The sequence below is a fragment of the Rhodococcus sp. IEGM 1307 genome, assembly GCF_030056915.1.
GTDB classification, from domain to species: domain Bacteria; phylum Actinomycetota; class Actinomycetes; order Mycobacteriales; family Mycobacteriaceae; genus Rhodococcus_F; species Rhodococcus_F opacus_D.
Genome location: NZ_JASHKW010000025.1, coordinates 68,970 through 85,800, shown reverse-complemented (window position 1 = coordinate 85,800; position 16,831 = coordinate 68,970). Strand labels below are relative to the sequence as shown.

General features: G+C 60.1%; 16 protein-coding genes and 1 pseudogene. 12 read left to right on the top strand and 5 right to left on the bottom strand.

Features of this window, described 5'->3' with window-relative positions:
* Positions 1 to 128: 128 nt before the first annotated feature.
* Complete coding sequence (locus QM841_RS35825; RefSeq protein ID WP_283335628.1) at positions 129 to 344, top strand: hypothetical protein; 216 nt, start codon at positions 129 to 131, stop codon at positions 342 to 344.
* Here the strand turns inward: QM841_RS35825 and QM841_RS35820 are convergent.
* Positions 331 to 1,200: an alpha/beta fold hydrolase gene (locus QM841_RS35820; RefSeq protein ID WP_283335627.1), complete on the bottom strand. Its 870-nt coding sequence runs from the start codon at positions 1,198 to 1,200 to the stop codon at positions 331 to 333. The two genes, QM841_RS35825 and QM841_RS35820, sit on opposite strands and share 14 nt — an antisense overlap.
* A 205-nt stretch (positions 1,201 to 1,405) precedes the next feature.
* Between QM841_RS35820 and QM841_RS35815 the strand changes: the two genes are divergently transcribed.
* Both QM841_RS35815 and QM841_RS35810 read left to right on the top strand, forming a co-directional pair.
* Positions 1,406 to 2,239, top strand: a complete 834-nt coding sequence (locus tag QM841_RS35815; RefSeq protein WP_283335625.1) for a shikimate dehydrogenase family protein — start codon at positions 1,406 to 1,408, stop codon at positions 2,237 to 2,239.
* A 150-nt stretch (positions 2,240 to 2,389) separates the two neighbouring features.
* The gene (locus QM841_RS35810; protein WP_283335624.1) at positions 2,390 to 3,286 is read left to right on the top strand and encodes an alpha/beta fold hydrolase; all 897 of its coding nucleotides are present in this window, start codon (positions 2,390 to 2,392) and stop codon (positions 3,284 to 3,286) included.
* 204 nt (positions 3,287 to 3,490) lie between these two features.
* Here QM841_RS35810 and QM841_RS35805 read toward each other — a convergent pair whose 3' ends face one another.
* Together QM841_RS35805 and QM841_RS35800 are read right to left on the bottom strand one after the other, a co-directional pair.
* Positions 3,491 to 4,348, bottom strand: coding sequence for an alpha/beta fold hydrolase (locus QM841_RS35805; protein WP_283335622.1), 858 nt, complete (start codon positions 4,346 to 4,348; stop codon positions 3,491 to 3,493).
* Entirely contained in the window at positions 4,341 to 5,768 is a 1,428-nt protein-coding gene (locus tag QM841_RS35800; protein ID WP_283335621.1) for an MFS transporter, read from the bottom strand. Before QM841_RS35800 ends, QM841_RS35805 begins: the two co-directional genes overlap by 8 nt.
* 133 nt (positions 5,769 to 5,901) lie before the next feature.
* Here QM841_RS35800 and QM841_RS35795 point away from each other — a divergent pair, with 133 nt between their 5' ends.
* Entirely contained in the window at positions 5,902 to 6,822 is a 921-nt protein-coding gene (locus QM841_RS35795) for a sugar phosphate isomerase/epimerase family protein (RefSeq protein WP_283335620.1), read from the top strand.
* A 76-nt stretch (positions 6,823 to 6,898) separates the two neighbouring features.
* Here the strand turns inward: QM841_RS35795 and QM841_RS35790 are convergent, their stop codons facing one another.
* Complete coding sequence (locus tag QM841_RS35790; RefSeq protein WP_283335619.1) at positions 6,899 to 7,693, bottom strand: IclR family transcriptional regulator; 795 nt, start codon at positions 7,691 to 7,693, stop codon at positions 6,899 to 6,901.
* 165 nt (positions 7,694 to 7,858) lie between these two features.
* Between QM841_RS35790 and QM841_RS35785 the strand changes: the two genes are divergently transcribed.
* From QM841_RS35785 to QM841_RS35760, 6 genes and pseudogenes are all read left to right on the top strand, one after another.
* Positions 7,859 to 8,716, top strand: a complete 858-nt coding sequence (locus tag QM841_RS35785; protein WP_283335618.1) for a sugar phosphate isomerase/epimerase family protein — start codon at positions 7,859 to 7,861, stop codon at positions 8,714 to 8,716.
* Between the two features lie 129 nt (positions 8,717 to 8,845).
* Positions 8,846 to 9,898 (top strand): Gfo/Idh/MocA family protein, encoded by a 1,053-nt coding sequence (locus QM841_RS35780; protein ID WP_283335617.1) that lies wholly within the window; start codon positions 8,846 to 8,848, stop codon positions 9,896 to 9,898.
* Between the two features lie 175 nt (positions 9,899 to 10,073).
* Positions 10,074 to 10,685, top strand: coding sequence for a nuclear transport factor 2 family protein (locus QM841_RS35775; protein WP_283335616.1), 612 nt, complete (start codon positions 10,074 to 10,076; stop codon positions 10,683 to 10,685).
* A gap of 106 nt (positions 10,686 to 10,791) precedes the next feature.
* Entirely contained in the window at positions 10,792 to 11,682 is an 891-nt protein-coding gene (locus tag QM841_RS35770) for a dioxygenase family protein (RefSeq protein ID WP_283335615.1), read from the top strand.
* Entirely contained in the window at positions 11,679 to 12,755 is a 1,077-nt protein-coding gene (locus QM841_RS35765) for a maleylacetate reductase (RefSeq protein ID WP_283335614.1), read from the top strand. Before QM841_RS35770 ends, QM841_RS35765 begins: the two co-directional genes overlap by 4 nt.
* Positions 12,756 to 13,624: 869 nt before the next feature.
* Positions 13,625 to 13,783, top strand: a pseudogene (locus QM841_RS35760) (IS256 family transposase); the annotation flags it as partial.
* Positions 13,784 to 14,059: 276 nt separating this feature from the next.
* Here the strand turns inward: QM841_RS35760 and QM841_RS35755 are convergent.
* Positions 14,060 to 14,647, bottom strand: coding sequence for a hypothetical protein (locus QM841_RS35755; RefSeq protein WP_283335613.1), 588 nt, complete (start codon positions 14,645 to 14,647; stop codon positions 14,060 to 14,062).
* A 603-nt stretch (positions 14,648 to 15,250) separates the two neighbouring features.
* Between QM841_RS35755 and QM841_RS35750 the strand changes: the two genes are divergently transcribed.
* The gene (locus QM841_RS35750; protein WP_283335612.1) at positions 15,251 to 15,796 is read left to right on the top strand and encodes an adenylate kinase; all 546 of its coding nucleotides are present in this window, start codon (positions 15,251 to 15,253) and stop codon (positions 15,794 to 15,796) included.
* Between the two features lie 288 nt (positions 15,797 to 16,084).
* Positions 16,085 to 16,672 (top strand): TetR/AcrR family transcriptional regulator, encoded by a 588-nt coding sequence (locus tag QM841_RS35745; RefSeq protein ID WP_283335611.1) that lies wholly within the window; start codon positions 16,085 to 16,087, stop codon positions 16,670 to 16,672.
* Positions 16,673 to 16,831: the final 159 nt, after the last annotated feature.

Here is a 16,831-nt window from a genome sequence, read left to right as displayed (position 1 = left end):
GCACCCCGGAATGAGATTTCACGAAGGGGATTGGAGACCGACGTCGTGTTCGTCCCTCTGTGATCAAGTGGGAACCGTTCCCGCCCTCGGGTTGCCAGGGGGCGGGAACGGTGGTGTGGGTGGGTTAGATGGCTAGGGACGGCGGTGAGGATGGTGATTTCGGTGAGGTTGACGTGTTTAGGGACGGCGGTGAGGAAGGCGAGGAGGGTGACTTGGCGCCGAGGGGCGAGTCGTTCGTCGGTGGCTTCGCCGATTCCGCTGGAGGCGCCGGTGACGACGGCGACACGGGCGCAGGGGGTTCCGCCCGTCGGTCCAGAACCTGCGGGAGGATCAGCGATGCATGAAGAACGTGGCTACCTCGGCGGCCACCTCGGATGGTTGTTCCTCGGGTAGGTAGTGCTCGCAGTTCGTCAATGAACGTCCAGATACGCGCGACGTGGCATACCGTCGCCATACATCGAGCACCGGCTTCGACCGTAGAGGACCGTCTGCGCCCCACAGGATCAGTAGCGGAACGTCGAGCAGTTTACCGTGCTCGAAGTCCAGTTCGTCGGCTGTAAGGTCTACTCCGAAGCTGGAGCGGTAGTCCTCCAACGAAGCGTGCATCTGCACGGGGTCTTCGAACGCGTTGACGTAGTGCGCGAACGTCTCCTCGTCGATCGCACCTTTGCGCATGGCGTCGCCCATGAATGCCCGCAGGTATGGTTCAGCGCGATCCTTCAACAGAATCTCGGGGATCTCATCTTGAAGGTGAAACAGCCAATGCCACAATGTTTTTGCCAAGTGCAGGTCGAAGCTTCGCATCACTTCCCGGGTTGGGAGGATATCTAGCAGCGCCAGCTTCGACACTTGATCAGGGCGATCGATCGCCCAACGATGAGCGACCCTGGCTCCGCGGTCGTGCGCGGCAACATGGGCTCTGTCGAACCCCAAGTGGTCGATGAGGGCGCCCAGGTCTTCAGCGGTGGAGCGTTTGTCGAATCGCGCATTCGATTTGCCTACGGACTTGCCATACCCACGCAGGTCCGGTGCGATCACCGTGTAGTGATCGGCGAGCGCGGGAATCACATGACGCCAACACCTCGAGGTCTGCGGCCAGCCATGAAGGAGCACCACGGCCTCCGGAGCATCGCCCGTGACCACGTACGCCAGCCTTACATCTTCGAGTTCGACATACTCCGTCCGTAGAAGATCCGACATTAGTTTCTCCTGCTGTATGTCGTGCGGACGTATCCGGATCGGACTCATCATCCGCGCTAGTCGAAAGCTACAGGTGCACGTAACCACAAGACGGCCTCGAGCACAGTAGTCGACAAGCCACTGAGTGGCGGCTGTCCCTAGTAGACACGGCGGACTGGATGGACCATTCGAAGCACAGTGATCGGACCCCGAAGATGGAGATTGCATGGCCCGAAATAGTTTCCCAACAGGTAACACCCGTGTGCTGGGGATAGTGGGTGACCCGATCGAACAAGTTCTAGCGCCGTCCCTGTGGAGCGAGTTTTGCAGCAAGAACGGTTTCGACATCGTGTGTATACCTATGCATGTTCGTCCAGCGGATCTGAAGACCTTTCTCGACGGCGCTCGAGGTTGGAAGAACCTTGAGGGCCTCATTGTGACTGTTCCGCACAAGATCGAAGCCCTCGAGCTCGTGACCGTCGCGACAGCACGCGCTCATGCCATCGGTGCGGTCAACTCGATTCGTCCGGACGGACAGGGCGGGTGGATCGGTGACATGTTGGACGGCGGTGGATTCTTGGCAGCCTACGAGGACCGAATTCGGCCGGTTCGCGGTCAGCGTGTGCTTGTCGTCGGTTCGGGGGGTGTCGGTGCTGCGATAGCGCTCGCACTGGGTGAAGCTGGTGCCAGCGAGGTCTATGTGTCAGACGTAAATGCCTCACGCGCCCGTGCGCTCGCCGCGAGGCTTGGAGCGCACGGCGTCGCATCGAAATCTGTGGACCCTACGGCAAAGGGGTACGACCTCGTGGTGAACGCCAGTCCTGCTGGGATGCGCCCAGAAGATCCACTTCCGATCGACCTAGATGGGGCGACCTCGGACCTCGCGGTAGCGGATGTCGTCACGAAACCAGCGGACACTCGACTGCTACTTGCGGCTACCGCGCTCGGTTGTCCGGTCCAGGGTGGACTCCAGATGGCCGAGGCGCAGATCCCCCTGCAAGCGGAGTTCTTCGATCTTCCCCCGGGTGATTGGAGGCTGAGCTCGAGTAACAGCCACTGAGTAGTGGCCGCTGGCTCCGGATCGCGCGGTTCGACGGCTCCCTCGACCAGGGTGACCGTGCATTCGCCTGCGACAGTCGATAGGTCACTACCTTCGCCAGTTTCGTTCGATAGTTTTCAGCAACGTTCATGACATCGGAAAGGAATAGATTTGACGAACGACGATTGCCGTCCAGAGATCAACGGTGATGCGGGGGTGCAGCACGACAGTATCTACTTGGACGACCTGAAACTTCACTATGTACGCTCTGGACGCGGAGAACCCGTTGTTCTGCTGCATGGGTGGCCACAGACCTGGTTTGCCTGGCGTAAAGTCATCCCGCTCCTTGCTGGCCAATACGACGTCATAGCACCCGATTTGAGGGGGTTCGGTGACACGTCTCGGCCTGTGGGCGGCTATGACAAGAAGACCGTAGCTCACGATGTTCGCCAGTTGGTCGAACATTTGGGCCTCGGCCCGGTTCATATCGTTGGGCACGATGTCGGTGGAGCCGTGGCGTACCCGTACGCTGCTCAATGGCCGGACGAAGTACGGTCCTTGACGTTCATCGAAAGTAGCCTTCCAGCGTTCGGGCAAGAAGAACTGATGGATGTTTCCAACGGTGGAAGCTGGCACTTCGGATTCAATATGTCCGGTGATATCGCTGAAGAACTTGTTCGCGGTCGTGAACGTCTGCTCATCGACTACTGGATGCGCCGCAGTACCGTCGGAGTAGTAGATCCGACTTCGGTGGAGGTCGATGCCCTGGATCAGTACGCACGATCATTGGGACAACCTGGCGGACTGAGAAGCACGTTCGCGCACTATCGCGCCCTTCCTCAGGACCGATCGGACAATCGTGAGCTCGGGCGCACGAAACTCAGTCTGCCTGTGCTAGCGGTGGAGGGTGAGCGCGGTCAGTCGGGTCATTCGGTCTCGACGATGTCCAAGGTGGCCACGAACGTAACCTCGGCGATGATCGAACGCGCAGGTCACTATCCGCCGGAAGAGAATCCTCATCAGCTGGCCTCGGTCCTGCGGATGTTTTTTGCGAGAGCCGAAGCGTAGGAGGCGAGCGAGTCACTGCACGTAGACGACAAAGCTGACCTCCGCACCAGATGCCGCAGAGCGGCATCTGGTGCGGAGGTCATTTCGCAATGGCCGGCGCGCGTCCGGTGCCGGATTCGTCGTTCGTTGCTCTTCCAGGCCGCCGCTGTGCATCCCCCGGTCCGATGGCGGATTCGACCGCCGCGAGCAACGGAGGGACCAAGGTCAACGGTCGAGGAAGTTCGCGAGCGCGGCCAAAACCGCGTCGGGGCGTTCTTCTACAACCCAATGTCCACAATCCGGGATCGAGCCTCCGGTGACGTTACTGCCGAACTCGGACACCATGTCTACGATCTTTGGACCCCACCGGTTTTCTCCGCCCAACGCGAGGACTGGAATGGTGAGAGGCTCTTGTTTGAACTTGCGGTTGTCTTCGGCGTCTCGCTCGAATGCGCGGTACCACTCAAGCGTGCTACGGATGGCTCCGGGCTGGGCGAACGCGCGGGCGTACAACTCGACATCTCGATCAGTGAATGCACCGTGATTGGTAGCGCGATTCCGGAGGAAAGACTCGACGTATCCGTACTCCCGTCCCGAGATCAGGAACTCCGGTAGGTCACGGTTTTGATGGAATGCGAAATGCCAGACCGTCGGGTCGGCGTAGATTGTGTCCCACAGTTCTGCGCCCGGAATCGGTACATCGAAAATTGCCAGACGCGTGACGGTATCTCGATGTGTGGCAGCCCAGGCGTAGGCGACCATTCCGCCGATGTCGTGGCCGACTACCTGTACGGTTTCGAATCCCAGCGCCTGCCGTAGACCGTCCAATTCCGCTGCCATGGTGACCTTGTCGTATCCAATGAGGGGCTTGGACGAGTTGCCGGCGCCCTTCAGATCTACTGCCACCACGGTGTGGTGCTGGGCCAACTCGTCGATCACGGGAGTCCATTCGTGCCACGTCTGGGGAAATCCGTGGAGAAGGAACACAGCTGGCCCTGCACCTGCCACAACGGCGTGTAGTGACACATCGGGTGCGACACGGTGTAAAACGTGGTGGAGTTTCGCGGAGGTGTTTTCAGACATGGTCAGGCTCCGTTTCATATTTCTTCTCAAGGTTTACATTTGCAGGGAGGCGCGGAGGCTTCGAGGATGGCACCTGCACATCGACATCGGTCGCGACCGTGATGTTCCGGTAGTACAGGCCTTTCAGTGCCATGCAGATTGCACCGAGAGAGATTGGAATGAGAAGCATAAGGAATACCTGCTGAAACGTTAGGCCCATGCTGGCCAACGTAGTTCCGACCGCTGCTCCGCCTACTGCGCCAAATCGGGACATTCCTGCGGTCCAACTGGTCCCTGTCGACCTGATCTCGGTGGGATAGAAAGTCGCCGATATCGCCGTGTACCCCGTGGAGATGGAGTTCGTGCACATTCCGAGTACGAAAAGCAGCGCTGCCAATAGAAGTGTCGACGATGGCGAGATCGCGATTGAAATGGCCATTGCCGCGCCCAGTAGGCTTGCCCAGACCAAGGTGACGTGCGCACCGACTCGGTCCTGGATGAAGCCGATCGCGGCACATCCGACTGCTCCACCGACCTGTAGCAGAGTTGTGAGCAGCGATATCGTGCCTGTAGCGAAGCCTGCTTCTCTGAATAGGAAGGGCAACCACGTATTTGTCAGATAGATCGTGAACATCACCGCCATGTATCCGAGCCACATGGCCACAGTTCCTACCCGCAATCGTGATGCGAAAAGTGCGCCGATCGGATAGGAGCGAGTATGTGTGACAGTCTCGCGGGAAAAAGCGCTGTGGGCATGCACGGAGTTGGGCTCGATGTAGTTGCAGTACTTCACGAGCTTTGCTTGATCGCTTCCGGAGTTCGCCAGGAATCGCACGGACTCCGGTAGCAGGCCGGCGATGGCGAGGAAAATCGTCGCAGCGATGGCAGCGCACAGGAATATCGCAACCTCCCAACCGAACGCCTCGACTACGAAAGGCACCACGAGGGCACCGGCCGCTGCACCTGTGGGAAACCCGGACCAGATCACCGCAACCAGTGAGCGGCGGCGTCCCGTGGGCACGACTTCCGACACGAGGGCCGCCACGTTCGGCATCGAAGCCCCCAGGCCGACTCCCGTGAGAAGCCTCAGCACGCTGAAGAGAGCGACGCTGTCTGCGAATGCCGTTGCGAATGTCATCGCTGTGAATGCGCCGATGGCCCACACGATCACCGTGCGCCGGCCGAAGCGGTCGCCGAGGGGGCCGGCGGCAAGTGATCCGATCGCCAATCCCACTAGGCCGGCGGTGACAGCGGGTGCAAGTTGAGCGGTGCTGATGCCCCAATCGTCCTTGAGAGCGGCCGACATGAAACCCACGACCGTGACTTCGAGTCCGTCGACGACGATGCAGAGGTAACACAGGATTAGAGTCCGTCTTTGGAACCAACTGATGGGGCTGCGATCGATGACGTCGCGAATTACTACTTCCGCTGCAAGTGCCACAACGGGTTCCTTTCCAGGAGCGAGAACTGAGGCTGACAACCGCGCGAACACGTGCCGTCGTAGGTGGCCGACTTCGCCGACACCTTCACAGTGCGGCCGACATCACATCAATGGAACTTCTCACCGCCACTGAGTGGCACCGCAGCCTCGTATCGAGCGGTTGGAGCGAAAATACTCGAACGTGCAATACCGCTATCTTCACAACGCAACATTGAGAGAACGTGGGTTCCACATGTGCCGAAATCAAGCTGTTCGATCTGTCTCGCTTCACCACCTGACCATGTTGCGGGCCGACCCGTTCGAACTCGTCGACGCAGCCGCAGTTGGAGGGTTCGACCGGTGCGGGGTACGGATCGTGGCACCGGATCCAGACCAGACGGTCTTCGACCTGGTGGGCGACACTGCAATGCGCACGAAATTTGTCAAACATCTCGCGAGCAGCGGCGTCAGCATTCTCGACTTCGAGGCGATATGGCTTCGGGAGGACACCGATGTGAAGGCTCTGGTGCCGGCCTTGGAAGCCGCTGCCGAGATGGGTTCCGATTATGTACTGACAGTGGGATACGACTTTGATATACCGCGTTTGACGGATACATTCGGCCGCCTCGCCGACGCCGCCGATCGGTTCGGACTGACGCTGCCCCTGGAGTTCATCACCTACTCTGCGGTCCCAACCTTGTTCGATGCCGTGGCCCTGGCCGAGTCGGTCGGACGTGACAACGTCAGTATCTTGATCGATTCGCTTCAATTCTTCCGCGCGGGCGCCGAGTTCGACGTCCTCGCGACGATCCCCGAGTCCCGCTTGCCGTACGTGCAGATCAGTGACGGACCAGCACTAGGGCCGACTGGCATCGACGCGCTGCGCTACGAGGCCAGATCGGCGCGAATGGTTCCAGGTGAAGGGGAACTGGATCTTCGACGATTGCTCGCATCGCTACCGGTGAATCTGCCGCTGTCGGTCGAGACGCCGAATCTCGAACTGGCCAGCTTGTCGTTCGCGGACGCTGCTATCAGGTTGAGGGAGGCCACTAGGACGCTGGTGGCGTCGATCTGACCCGAGCCGTGCTCGGGGGTCGCTTCGCCGGCGATCAGGTGCGGTCCGGGACGTACAGCAAGCTATCGCAGTCTCATCACGCCACTCGCGAGATGCCGAGTGCCGCGGTCCGAACGGCTGGTCCGAGGCGGTTCAGTTGTTTCGTCGAGTGGGCGACGACTCCCAGCGCACCCATCAGGACCCCTCCATTGGCGATGATCGGTGATGCCGCGGAGACGACGCCCAATGTCATCTCTTCCTGCGATGACGCCACACCCGTGCGGCGCACCTCTCGTAGAACGGCCGCCAGACGCCCGGGTTCGGTGATCGTGTACCGAGTTTGCTTGGTCAACCCTCGGTCGATCACCTCCAATAACAAATCGCGAGGTGAGTTTGCGAGAAGGCATTTACCCACAGCGGTAGCGTGGAGCGGGAGCCGCCCGCCGACCTCGGTACGGTTGGCAACAGAAGTAGTTGCGGAGATTTTTTCGATGCACAGAGCTTCGCAACCGTCCAGTACGACGAGTTGGACGTTCTCACTGGTGGCGGCCCACAGATCGTGCATCAGGGGCAAAGCCGCCTCTCGGAGACCCCGCTGCTGTGGGGCCAAAGCGCCGATTTTCCACAATCGGACCCCGATTCGGTAGCGGTTGTCGACAAGACGATCGAGTCCACCCCATTCGGTCAACTCGACGAGCAGTCGCCGAGTAGTAGTCGTCGGCAGGCCCACTCTTTGCGAGATTTCGGACATCGTGAGTTCAGGATTCGCTGTGTCGAAGCAAGCCAGTATTGAAAGCAACCTGCTCGCCACGCTACTACCCGGTGTCCCAACATTTCCTGCCACATCTACCTCATAAGTGATCGCGATCAACAAAGAACGAGCACGGACCACACTCCAATGGTGCCACTGAGTGAATCACTCCCCGCGCCGTCGGCGAGTTAATGCACCGGTTAGAGCCAGTCCTACGCAGAACATGCTACGTCATTTGTCCCGATCTCGCCGCTGAGTGGCGACCAGAGCTGGATCCTTCCGCTTCCTGCACTTAGCGTGTCGACTATGAAAAGCACCGACGTCCATACCCCCGCGCATTTGTCGATGGGAGCGATCTGTTTTCGTGACCGCCCGTTTCCTCAAATTCTCGCCGCAGCTGCGGGAAGTGGATTCACCGGTATCGGATTGACCGTCGGCCAATGTGTTGCAGCGCTCGAGCGTGGTATCGGCCTCGACCAGTTGCGCGGACGTGTCGACGATGCAGGATTGCGTGTTGCCGAGTTGGAACTCGTGCGACTAGGCGAAGAGGGCCCGACTCGCCACGCCAACTCCTTGGTCGAAGACTTGAGTGAGGTCCTCCAGCCTGACCGCGTGCACGTCGCAGCCTTCAACGGCGATCTGCGGCGAATCGAGGACGATTTCGCTGCGGTGTGCACCAGGCTCTCCTACGTCCCTGTCGCGGTCGAATTCATGCCCTACAGTCGCGTACGCAACTTGACAGAGGCGCTGACCCTCGTCGACGCCGCAGGTGCTGCAAATGCGCGCGTAGTGCTCGATGTCGTGCACTTCTTCCGGTCTGGCGGAGAAGTGTCGGATCTGTCGACGGCGCGGCTCGCGAAAATAGCCGGCGTGCAGCTGTCGGACGTTTCGACACGCCATGGGGTATCTCTGGCGCGCGAAGCACGCCATCTTCGTACCTATCCGGGACGGGGCACGCTGGATATTGTGGGCTTTCTCCGGGGTATCGGCACCGCGGTCGACGTACTCCCTCCTTTATCGATCGAACCCATATCAGATGCCTTGGAGTCACTTCCGCTTCCGGTGGTGGCCGAAGAGATCATGTTTTCGACGCTTGCAACACTGGACGCTGCAGGCTGGGTCACCCGCAATGGGCAGTTCGCCGGAGTGGCACGCACTCAATGAATGTCATCTCTGGAAGTACGTTCCGCCGCTCGTAGGACATCAGGTCCGAGGTCCATGTCGGTCAACCCACCTGACGGTCCAGACCACCTTCGCGCCAGCACCCAAAAAAGTCAAAAGGCAATTACAGAGATGAGTACACCGATGAACCCACACCCACTGCGCATAGGAATCATTGGAGCCGGTGTCATGGGTACCAAGCATGCCGAATTCATCGCCCGCGAACAGAACGCAACGTTGGTCGGAATCGCAGACCCTTTCACGACGACCCTCGCCGAAACCACCGAAGTACCCAGCTATACCGACTACCACGACCTGCTCGCCGCACCGGACGTCGACGCTGTGATCATCGCAAACCCCAACGTCGAACATGTCCCGACAGCGCTAGCGGCGATCGAAGCCGGCATTCCCGCCCTACTCGAAAAACCAGTCGCGGTTTCGGCGGACGAGGCTTCGATGCTGTCATTGGCCGTCAAGGCGAGCGACGGTGTGATTCTTGTTGGTCATCACCGCCGACACCATCCAGCGGTCGCGGCCGCGCGTGGCATGATCTCGGCGGGAGAACTCGGTCGAATTGTCGCCGTCAATGGAATGTGGTTGACGAAGAAATCAGCCGACTATTTCGAGCAATCCTGGCACCGCACGGCCGGCGCGGGCGTGATGCTCATCAATCTCGTACACGACTTGGACCTTATGCGCCACCTGGTCGGGGAGGTAACCACTATCCAAGCTATCGCCAGCAACACTATTCGAGGATACGAAGTCGAGGATACCGCAGCAGTCATCGTCAGCTTTGACAATGGGGCGATAGGCACCTTCATCGCATCGGACTCGGTTGTCGCGCCATGGGGCTGGGATCAATCGACACAGGACGATCCACAGTTTCCCTTCAATCCGGACACGGCCTGCTATTCCATCGCCGGAACTGACGGATCGTTGGCCTTCCCGCAGCTGGGTCACTACTACCATGATGGTGAATCCAATTGGACTCACCCGCTTTCGCGCCGCTTTCACGCCACGACGGGTGGGGATTCGTACACCAGACAACTTCGTCACTTCATTGACGTTGCACGAGGCCAGTCCGAGCCCATGGTGACAGTCGACGATGCAGCGGCGACTCTGAAGATTATCGAGTCCGCCCATCGGTCGGCTGCAACCGGTGAGCTGATCCGAGTCCAACCTTGACCCTGCGACGAATCACCCGCAGACAGTCGCGCAGTCGACTGAAGATTCCACCGCACCAACCGACCCGGTGTTTCGCGGACTTGACCGCTCAGTGGCACGAGTTCCTATGACGCACCCCCGCTACACCGGCACCATCGAGACAACGTCCAGATGAGTTGAAGTGAAAGGTCTTGCTATGTCAGATCGAGACAGTGCCCTTGCGATCCGCGATGTCATCGAGAATTGGGCTGTGTGGCGCGATTCCGGCGATTGGGACAGGTTTGCCACGGTGTGGGACGACGACGGGTACATGACCGCCACATGGTTCCAAGGATCGGCAACGGATTTCATCGCAGTGAGCCGCAAGGGCTTCGAGAACGGTGTTCGCATTCTCCACTTCCTCGGCGGCACGTCGATCGACGTTCGGGGGGACCGTGCCATTGCGCAGACGAAGATGACAATCAACCAGCGGGCAAGCGTGCACGGCGTCCAGGCAGATGTGGTCTGCACTGGCCGGTTCTACGACTTCTTCGCTAAGCGCGAGCACGATTGGAAAATTGTGCGTCGTCAGCCTGTGTACGAAACGGACAGACTGAATCTGGTCGATCCAGCAGCTTCCGTCGCACTCGATACGGAGCTGCTGACATCGTTCCCCGTGGGTTATCGGCATCTCGCATACCTGCAGACTGCGTCCGGATTCGACGTCAAACAAGGCCTGCCCGGGCTGACCGGTGAAGCCACGGACACCCTGTACGCGGAAGGCCGAGCATGGTTGGAGGGTGCAGACACACCGGGCGTTCCGCTCTGATCATCGCGCGTAAACAGACTCATCCCAGCATGGAGTCACCTGATCGAGTCATCTGCGATTGAAAGGGTGACGGTCGATCCTGCTGTCCCCATACGAAAGGCAACCGATGGCAACCGACTTCTCCGAGACCACCGCAACCGATGCGGTTGTACGGAGCTTCTCCGAGACACCGGATGATCGGCTCAAAGCGGTCTTGACCAGTTTGACCGTTCACCTGCACAACTTCGTCAGGGAAATCGAACCGACGCAACATGAATGGGAGCAGGGTATCGACTTCTTAACCGATGTCGGGCACATGTGCGACGGCATACGGCAAGAGTTCATTCTCCTGTCCGACGTGCTGGGAGTCTCCATGCTGGTGGACGCAATCAACAATCGGAAACCCGTCGGTGCAACCGAATCGACGGTGCTCGGTCCGTTCCATGTCGTTGACTCACCCGAACTAGAGCTGGGGTCGGATATCGCTCTGGCCGGCGACGCCAAGAGGTGCGTGGTCAGAGGGAAAGTACGGTCTGTGGACTCGTCCACGATACCGGGCGCGGTGGTCGACGTGTGGCAAGCAGACGACGCAGGGTTCTACGACATCCAACTGCCGGACCTGATACCCGAGCGCAACCTTCGTGGACTCTTCACCGCCGACGACGAGGGAGCGTTCTGGTTTCGCACCATCATTCCCAAGTATTATCCGATTCCGGCGGACGGTCCGGTCGGAAACCTGCTGCGCGCCAGCCACCGCCATCCCTATCGGCCGGCCCACATTCACTTCATCAGCGGGGCTGAGGGTTACTCGCCGGTGACCACACATCTCTTCATCGAGGGCAGCCCCTACCTCGACGACGACACCGTCTTCGGAGTGAAGGAAAGTCTCGTACGCGCCGTGCAACAGGTCGATGATGCCCCACTGGCGCAGCACTACGGGGTCGCAAACCCCTTCGACCTGATCGAGTTCGACATAGTACTCAACACCGTCGCCGATACCGCGCGGGTTACCGCATGAGCACACCCGACGCTTTCGTCCACACATCTCAACCGTCGCGGGTGATATTTGGAAGCGGCCGCTTGAGCGAATTGCCGGCCGAGCTCGACCGCCTCCAGCTGTCTCGCGTCATCGTAATCTGCACACCACCACAACAGGCAACCGGAAACGCGGTCGCCGATCTGTGCGGACATCGAGCGCACTCGGTGTATCCACATGCGACGATGCACGTCCCGAGGTCAGTCGCCGCCGCCGCCTGTGAGTATGTAAACACCCATGAGATCGACGGTGCGGTCGTCGTTGGTGGTGGCTCCTCTGTCGGCTTGGGCAAGGCGCTCGCATTGGAAACGGGACTTCCCATACTCGCCATCCCCACGACGTACGCCGGATCCGAGATGACACCAATCTGGGGGATCACCGATCACGGCGACAAGACAACGGGGCGAGATGTGAAAGTGCTGCCACGCACCGTCATCTACGATCCCGATTTGACCCTTACACTCCCGGCGTCACTGTCTGTCTCGAGCGGGCTCAACGCCCTGGCACACGCCGCAGAAGCGCTGTATGCCCCAGACGGATCACCAATCATCGAGATGATGGCCGGTGAAGCAGCAAGAGCACTGACCAAAGCGTTGCCAGCGGTAGCTACGAACCCGACAGATAAAGCAGCCAGAGCCGAGCTTCTGTACGGTGCGTGGCTATCGGGTGCCTGCTTGGGCGCTACGAGCATGTCATTGCACCACAAACTCTGTCACATAATCGGAGGCACATTCGACCTCCCGCACTCGGAGGTACACGCGATAGTCCTCCCGCATGTACTGTCCTACAATCTCGATGGCGCCCCGCGTGCCCGGGACATTCTGTCACGTGCGGTGGGCGCGGACGATCCCGCCGCTCTGATCTATTCGCTCAGCCAACAGATTGGATCCTCGACGTCACTCCAGGACCTGGGAATGAGTGGTGGCAATATCGAATTGGTGGTCTCCAAAGCCACCGCCAATCCATATTCGAATCCGCGACCAGTTACGGCCGAATCCATTCGGTCGATTGTCTCGGGCGCATTCTTTGGAACTCCTCCTAAAAGAAATCCTTAAAGGAAACCGCATCCGATGATCCTCGAATCGCGTATCTTCGTACGCATCGGATCAGATCGGTCCTCAGAGCGTCGCGAATAGTGCTACCACCATCCCAGCGGGGCAACATCCACCTCATTTCACGACGATAAGGGGTTCGAACATGGACCACGCACTGGCTGTGTCCGAAGAATTGGTTCCTGTCCACGGCACATGGCACGGAGGATGGTCATGGCAACCGGTCGCCGCCCGCCTGCGCGCGGCCGGTCACAGGGCAAGTGCGCCGACAAGTCCAGGACTGGGTATCGACGACGACCCCCGCGACGTCACCCCTCGCCGACTGCGTCGACTCTCTCGTCGACCACGTTGAAACGAACCGACCGCAGCGGTGTAACGCTGATTGCCCATAGTTGGGGTGGATTCGTCGCTGCAGGCGTCGCACCGCGTCTGGCCTCCCGGCTGAAAACAGATCGTTTTCTGGAGCGCGTTCGTCCCAAGCGCGGGGTGCTCACTTCTCGACGAGGTACCGTCGGAATTCGGTGAATTGTTCAGCACATTGGCCGCCGCGTCGCACGACAACATAGTGACGCCGCCTGCCGAGATATTCCACGAATCGTTCATGGGTGATGCAACCCCGGAGGCCGCCGCCCTGGTGTACTCGACGCTGCGCGCCCAACAGATTGCCACGCTCCCATCAAGTTTCGCCGGCCCTGAATGACCAGATGTCGGCATTTCCTTCTCGCCAGCGCGAAGGCAGGATCGAGTGTTGGATCGCTGTGAGGATGGTGTTGACACAGGCATGCTGCTCGGTGGTTCCACCCGGGCCGGTGCCGCCCTGACCCTTGCATCCGAAGCAGCGCGATGGCCCATGATCATGGTGGCAGAAACCGTTGACGCACCTGATCGCGCAGGCCAAGGCTGAAGGTGTGGAACTGGTCGGACCGAACGGGCTGCTCAACCGGCTCGCGGCGAACGTGCTCGAAACCGCTCTGGGAGCGGAGATGGATGAGTACTTCGGCTATGAGAAACGCCAGGTAGCGGGCCGGCACCGCCCCCTGAAATCTCCCCGGGTGACGAAGTCGTCCAGGCTCTCGACACCTGCGTCGTCAACCTGACGCGGTGAGCAGACACGCGTCGTCAACAACGAACCGACAGACTTGGACGGGCAGCATCAGCCCTACCAGGTGAACTTGACCGGAAGCCCTACCGCAGTGGCCGAGATGATTGGTGGTGGCTGCCGCGGTGAAGAGGCGCCTCAGAATCCGGTCCGGCGAGTTCCAGTGCAACGCTGGCGATGACCGGACGGCGCTGCCAGAACAGACACATCACCCGCTCCAGTGGGCCACGCGAGCGTGGACGAGACCGTCACCGTAGTGTTCGGGTGGCCGACACAGCTCACTGACCCGCATAACGGACATGGCCGCAACCGTGTGATCGCGGCCGTTCGGACGAAGCGGACCAGGGCGTTGGCTTCCATTCGGCCCTGTGGGAGTGTCCATGCACGTGCCCCTTACCGCGTGGCCTTTGCTCACCGGGGCAGTGTTTCGCGCCCAGGGGTTGGCTGTTCCGCCCGTCGCCGGGGTGTCGTCTGCGGGGTGACGAAAGTGTGTCAACAATGACTGCAGCTTCTGTCGGTAGCCGGCTTGCCGCGCGATGGCTTTCCAGTTGATCGTCAGCAGAGTGTTGTGCGGGGTCGCATCCCCGGGCGAGCGGCGTTCCACCGCGTGATACGACAGCTGCAGCAACGGCTGACATTGAACGTCCTGGTAGAGGTGCACGGGTTCGAGCGATGCGATGCAGTTATCGACCAGGTGCGGTCGCATCAGCTCCGCTGACTCGGTCTCACGAAGGCGGTCGGCGAGGTCGGCCGCGTGCGGAGCGAGAGTGGTCGTCAGGTAGCTGGCGGCGGCCATGCCAGCCACTGGCGGGGTTCTGTTGGGGCCGTGGCCATCGGGCATTTCCGCCCGGCCGACGGGGTAGGCGGCGCTCTAGGGCCGCAGGTCCACTGAAACACGAATAGGTTCCGCTGATTGACCAGGTTTACGACCGCCTACGCGGCTGTGTTCCGGGGCTGCGCTCGCCCGCGACCACGTCCCGCGTCAAAAGCAGGACCAGAGAGCGGCATTTCGGCCTACCGGCACTCATCGGCCCGATCTATGTTGGATTACCACTGCGGCAACAGCCCGGCAGCAATCGACATTTCCGCTACGCGCTTGAGAGACCTCTGGTCGCATGGTGCTTTCTCGTGAGCTCTGGATCGCTTCAATAAGCGCGGTCGCTATCGACACCCGTGTCGGCGGCCTGCAGAATGGTCCGTCTGTAGCGGTGAACGTCGTAGCTTTGGAGCTGGTGATGGTTCACGGCGGCTTCCTAGAACCCACGAGTGGAGGCCCTCAGCCCCGTCTGGGGTATACTAACTATCGATAGTAAGCCTGGTCCTTGCTCTGTCGCGAAGTTGAGAGGCGAGTCCTCAAGCGAGTCGTTCGGAATATGTTCCTTCACGAAAGGGTGTGGAAATGAAGCTCGTCCTGCTTGGTCCACCTGGTGCTGGTAAGGGTACTCAAGCGAAGCTTTTGTCGGAAAAGTTAGATGTGCCTCATATTTCGACGGGCGACCTGTTCCGGGCGAACATCGCGGAGGCCACGGCACTGGGGATCCGCACCCGAAGCTATCTCGATGCAGGGGAGCTGGTGCCCAGCGATCTCACGGTCCAAATGGTGCAGCACCGTTTGAGTGAGTCCGACTCCTCCGAGGGGTTTTTGCTAGATGGCTTCCCTCGCACCCTCGAACAAGCGGAGGCTCTTTCGGTCATCCTGGCCGCACGCGGCGAGAAGCTCGACAAAGTTCTGTCCTTCGTCGTTGCTGGCGATGTTCTGACCGGCAGGATGCTCGCACGTGGCCGCGCGGACGACATGGAGGAGGTCATCGCAAATCGTCTCCGGGTCTACGAGGCCGAAACGGCGCCGTTGCTCAACCACTATGCCGATCAGATCGTCCCAATCGACGCGGTAGGGGAAGTCGACGAGGTGCATCATCGAGTGCTTGACGCGCTGGGGCGATAGCGTGCTTCCGGTCCGGGCCGACGCGGCCCGGACCGGCAGCTAGTAAGATCGTCGACCTAATGGCGGCGCCGTTGGCGGTCCGCCGGTTCGCCTGCATTCGAGATGGCGGGAACGTGCGTGTCGAAGGTGACACGACTAGTTGCGGGCAGCTCGCGGGGGAACTAACTATGATTCGTTATTGGATGCTTCACACGAAGTGGCTCTGTAGGTATGTAGCGAAGCGAATGGATTCGAGATGGTGAGCTCATGAAGACGCATGTAGATAGGCGCTCGGCCGCTGTCCCTCCCGTGACGAAGGCAGACGTGCGTGATGCCGCTCTGACCTTGTTTGCCCAGCGCGGTTACCACGGAACCTCCTTGAAGGAAATTGCCGAGAAGCTGGGTATTCGCACGCCAAGTTTGTACAACCACATCGATTCCAAGGGAGCACTGCTCAGTCAGATCGTCCTCGATACGCTGGACCAGGTCGTCCTCGACTTCGACCAGGTCATGGCGGAAAATGACGAGCCGATCGAAAGACTGCGGGCCGCTACAACCGTCTACGCGCTCCGCCACGCAACGCACCGAAGAGAAGCGCTGGTTGTGAACCAGGACACCGTGCACTTGGATGAACCGGACCGATCGGTGGCCCAGCGAATTCGTCGTCAACATGAACACGGATTTCGGCAGCTAATCGTCGATGGGTTGGACGAGGGTGTGTTCTCAGTTGAGTCCGCCAAGGTAGCGTCCTTCGCGATCCGTGAAATGTGTGTATCCGTGGCACGGTGGTTCAGGGAAGATGGCCCGCTCACTGCCGAGGATGTTGCCCGGCAATACAGCGACTACGCACTCCAGATTGTCGGGGCGGCGACCTCGGGCCGGGGTAGGCCGAACTGATCGCCTCCCGCACCACACGTCAGGTGATCCTTTCCGGGCGATGACACATGGGACGTCGCCGCCTGCGCCGCGCCAACCGACACAGAGCCGCGGAGATCGTCCTGGAACCACCGACGCAGCCCTCTCGATCGAAATCTTCGGTCGCTGACGACAACAGCC